This is a genomic window from Pseudarthrobacter sp. BRE9, from assembly GCF_031844305.1.
Classification (GTDB): Bacteria; Actinomycetota; Actinomycetes; order Actinomycetales; family Micrococcaceae; genus Arthrobacter.
The window spans coordinates 1-4,565 of the sequence record NZ_JAUZUY010000017.1; the positions used below are offsets into that span (position 1 = coordinate 1).

The following is a 4,565-nucleotide window of genomic DNA, read 5'->3' on the forward strand; positions in this document are numbered from 1 at the left end:
CACCGGCTATGTTCAACACCGCCTAGACTTACGGCTTATGACCTCCCGAAGCCCGAACCCCAGGGGCCCGCGTGCCACCATCCTGGACGTGGCAGCCGCGGCAGGCGTATCCCGCCAGACCGTTACCCGGGCCATGAATGACATGGCCGGCATCAGCGCGGAGACACGGGAACGGGTCCAAAAGCTGGCGGCAGAGATGGGCTACAGTCCCAGCCGCTTCGCGAAAGGCCTTGTCCAGGGTGCGCGGATCTCCGTTGGCCTCGCCATCCCGGACCTGAGCAACCCCTACTTCCCGGCGTTTGCCTCCAGCGTAGTGGAGGCTGCCACGGAGCGGGGCTGGAATGTGGTGGTGGATGACTACGGCCACGGGACCGGCAGTCCGCTGGACGCTGCCGCCCGGCTCGCGCCCCAGGTGGATGCACTGATCGGGTACCTTGCACCGCATCCGGACCAGGTGCAGGCGCTGATGGGCCGCCGCCCTGTCGTGGCCCTTGATTCCCCGGAGGCCGTCACCGCCGGTGGAATCTCCTTTGACTACCGCCACGCAGCCCAGCTGGCCCTCACGCATCTTGTGTCCCGCGGGTGCCGCAGCATTGTCTTCCTGGACTCGGACCAGGGCGGTCCTGCCGGCAGCCGGAGTGCAGCTACAGCGGCTGTGGCAGCGGAAGCAGGCATAGACCTTGTCCGCCACCAGGCGCACCCATCCGCGGCGGAGGCCAAGGCGGCTGTCGCCCTTATTGTCGCGGGGGATAGGCGCCCTGACGGCATACTGGCCTTCAACGACCTGATGGCAGCCGGCGCCTTGAAGGCATTGCAGGAGTCAGCCATCTCTGTTCCCAAAGACTGTGCCGTCATCGGCATGGACGGGATACCGCTGGGGGAGCTGCTCACGCCTGAACTGACCACCCTGTCCCTGGACCTGCGTGCCGTGGGCCGCGCCGCCGTCGGACTCCTGGACGGTCTGCTCACCGGCGCGATCCAGGACCGCGGCCCCGAGGCCCATTTGACCCTGCAGCACCAGCTGGTCCTCCGGCAATCCGCCTGACCCCTACTCAAATCAAGAGTGAGCGGATAGGCTCGTTGTTGGACTACGTGAACGTTCACGTGGTCCGCCCGCCGCGTCTTTACCCAAGGAACAGCCATGCCAGCCCACACCCCCGCCGCAACCGCCGGCCCCCGGTCCGCTCCTGCCAAAAATGACTCCCGCAGGCTCGATCTCGCCGCGGCAGATGTCGCAGAGCTCGCTTCGCTGGAACCCGGCAGGGGAACCCTTCCCGCGCGGGCTTACCTGAAGTCGGACGCACCCACGCTCTCACTCAACGGAGAATGGCAGTTCCGCCTGAGCCCAGGCATCCGGACGGCGCCGATTGACGGGTGGCAGGACGGCGGGGACCTCTCCGGCTTCACGCCGCTGCCCGTGCCCTCCAGCTGGAGCATGCACGGGCACGGCTCGCCGGCCTACACGAACCTCCAGTTCCCCTTCGCGGTGGAACCGCCCTACCCGCCGGACGCCAACCCCATTGGGGACCACCTGGTGACCTTCGACGCCGGTCCGGAATTCTTCCCCCATGCCCTGCTGCGCTTTGATGGCATCGATTCGGCCGGGACCGTGTGGCTGAACGGAGTGGAACTCGGGACCACCCGCGGCAGCCGGCTCGCCCACGAATTCGACGTAACCGGCATCCTCGTTGAAGGAGCCAACACGATGGCCGTGCGCGTGGCCCAGTTCTCCGCCGCCAGCTATCTGGAGGACCAGGACATGTGGTGGTTGCCGGGGATCTTCCGGGACGTCACCCTGCAGGCCCGGCCGGCGGACGGCATCGATGATGTCTTCGTCCACGCCGGCTATGATCCGGGAACGGGCGAAGGTGCGCTCCGTGTTGAAGTGAGCCGGGCAGGGCAGGCGATTGACGCCGTCGTACGCGTTCCGGAACTTGGCCTCGAACTGCCCGCCGGGGTGGAGCAGCGTGTCCCGGGCGTGCACCCCTGGTCCGCTGAAGTTCCGCGCCTCTATGCCGCAACCGTCAGCACCCCTGGCGAGACTGTCTCCCTCCAGTTGGGTTTCCGCAGCATCGTCATCGAACATGCGCAGTTCAAGGTGAACGGCCGCCGGATCCTGCTCCGGGGAGTCAACCGGCACGAGCACCACCCCCGCCTGGGCCGCGTGGTGCCGTGGGATGTGGTGGAGGCGGAGCTGCGGCTGATGAAGCAGCACAACATCAACGCGATCCGGACTTCCCACTACCCGCCGCACCCGGAATTCCTGGCGCTGGCAGACCAGCTGGGCTTCTATGTGGTCCTGGAATGCGACCTCGAGACGCATGGTTTCCACAGTGCCGGCTGGGCCCAGAACCCCAGCGACGATCCGCAGTGGGAAGAGGCCCTGCTGGACCGAATGCGGCGCACGGTTGAGCGTGACAAGAACCATCCCTCGGTGATCATGTGGTCGCTGGGCAACGAGGCCGGCACCGGCCGGAACCTTGCGGCGATGTCGCGCTGGACCAAGGACCGTGACCCCTCCCGCCCCATCCACTACGAGGGCGACTGGTCCTCACCGGACGTGGACGTCTACTCCCGCATGTATGCCAGCCAGGCCGAGACGGCGCTCATCGGGCAGGGCATTGAGCCGGCGCTTGAGGAAGCGGATCTGGATGCGCGGCGCCGTGCCATGCCGTTCGTGCTGTGCGAATACGTGCACGCGATGGGGAACGGGCCGGGCGGCATGAGCGAGTACCAGGACCTCTTCGACAAGTATCCACGGCTGATGGGCGGCTTCGTCTGGGAGTGGCTGGAACACGGGATCCTTGTTCCTTCGCCGGGCGGCGGCGAGCACTTCGCCTATGGCGGGGACTTTGGCGAGGAGGTCCACGACGGCAACTTCGTCACGGACGGGCTGGTGGACGCCAATCGCACACCCCGGCCCGGGCTGCTGGATTTCAAAAAGGTCATTGAGCCGCTGCGCATCGATATTTCGCCCTCATGGGCCAATTGCAGTGTGCGGAACGGGCAGGACTTCGCGGACACGTCCGCCTATCGCTTTCAGTACAAGGTGGAGGACGACGGCGGGACGCGGCTGGAGGGAACGGTGGCTGTTGCGCCGCTGGCGGTGAAGTCCACCGCTGAGGTGGAGCTGCCGGCGGAGGTTGCCAGTTACCTGGCCGGGCTGTCGCAGGACCGGTCGGCAGTGCTTACCGTCAGTGCTGTGCTGGCGGCGGATACCCGCTGGGCAGCTGCGGGCCACGAGGTTGCCTGGGGGCAGGCTGTCCGGTCCGCTGCTCCAGGCCAGGGGGTGCAGGCTGAGGACCTCGTGGAGGCCGGGGATGCTTACCTGCAGCTGGGTGCCGCGGTGTTCGACCGGGCCACCGGGATGCCAACGTCCGTCGGCGGACTTGCCGTGGAAAAACTGGGCCTGGTCCTCTGGTGGCCCCCGACGGACAACGACCTTGGCCGGGAGTGGGGGAGCCCGGACGAACGGCCCCTTGCCACCCAGTGGAAGGACGCAGGACTCGACCGGCTCCACACCCGCCTGCTGGGCATCCGCGCGGAATCTTCTCCCGACGGCGGTGAGCACCTGCGCGTCAGCACGCGCCTGGGGGCCGCGGACAAGCAGTTCGGTGTGCTCGTGGACTACCTGTGGACCAGCAGCTCAGGCTCCCTGGCCCTGCGGACCCAGGTCAGGCCGGTGGGCGACTGGGTCAACGCCGGTTTTGAGGTGGAGTGGGCGCGGATCGGGCTCGAGCTGGTGCTGGGCTCGCCCACCGCCAACGTGCAGTGGTTCGGGCAGGGCCCGCACCAGAGTTACCCGGACACCGGTCAGGGTGCGCGGACAGGATGGTTTGAGCTGCCCCTTGGCGGACTGGATGTTGAGTACGTCCGTCCCCAGGAATCGGGAGCCCGGTCCGGGGTGCGGTCTGCTGTCCTGCAGACTGGAGGCAGGGAACTGCACATTTCGGGTGAACCCTTTGCCCTGACGGTTCGGCCCTACAGCATGCAGACCCTGGATGCAGCCACCCACAGGCCGGACCTGGTGCCCGACGGGCGGAGCTACATCTACGTGGACCATGCCATGAGGGGAGTTGGCACCGCGGCCTGCGGGCCCGGCGTTTTGGAGCCGTACCGGCTCAAGCCCCGGCAGGCTGACTTCGAGGTGGTCCTCAAGGTGCTGGGGTAGCGTCCTGTGGCTCCGCTTCAGGATGTGAGCCAGTACATAGAAGCAGCAAACCTCTTTTGACAGGGGATATGACCTGACGGCACCCCCAAGAACCGCGAAATTCCGGGGTTTTTGGGGGTATGGAAGCCCGTTCGGGGTCGATTTGCGGTTGGGTGTGGGTGCGGGTATTGTTTTCTGAGTCGCCGCCGCTGAAGCGGAAAGATAGCGGCCAAACCCCCTTTTGAACGGCCTGGAATATGGTTCGCATTTTGTGCGTGCCGGTGATGGGTGGGGGCTGATCCTGCAGATTTTGTTTCGCGGAAACGCGGTTTGCAAAGCGGGGCGGGGTCGGGTAAGTTTGAAAAGTTGCTCCGGAGCGATCCTGAACGTGGGTTTGGGTGGTGCCGGGTGTGTC

Annotated in this window: 2 protein-coding genes; both read left to right on the plus strand. The window is 66.4% G+C overall.

Features of this window, described 5'->3' with window-relative positions; genetic code table 11:
* The first annotated feature begins 37 nt into the window (after positions 1-37).
* Positions 38-1,045 carry a LacI family DNA-binding transcriptional regulator gene (locus Q9R31_RS20040; protein ID WP_311264461.1) on the plus strand — a complete coding sequence of 336 codons (1,008 nt, stop codon included), beginning with the start codon at positions 38-40 and terminating at the stop codon, positions 1,043-1,045.
* 96 nt (positions 1,046-1,141) lie between these two features.
* A complete protein-coding gene (locus Q9R31_RS20045; protein ID WP_311264462.1) occupies positions 1,142-4,171 on the plus strand; it encodes a glycoside hydrolase family 2 TIM barrel-domain containing protein in 3,030 nt (1,009 codons plus the stop codon).
* Positions 4,172-4,565 lie beyond the last annotated feature (394 nt).

Coding starts and splice junctions, on each gene's coding strand:
- Q9R31_RS20040 (WP_311264461.1), top strand. CDS start 38: ATGACCTCCCGAAGCCCGAACCCCAGGGGCCCGCGTGCCACCATCCTG.
- Q9R31_RS20045 (WP_311264462.1), top strand. CDS start 1,142: ATGCCAGCCCACACCCCCGCCGCAACCGCCGGCCCCCGGTCCGCTCCT.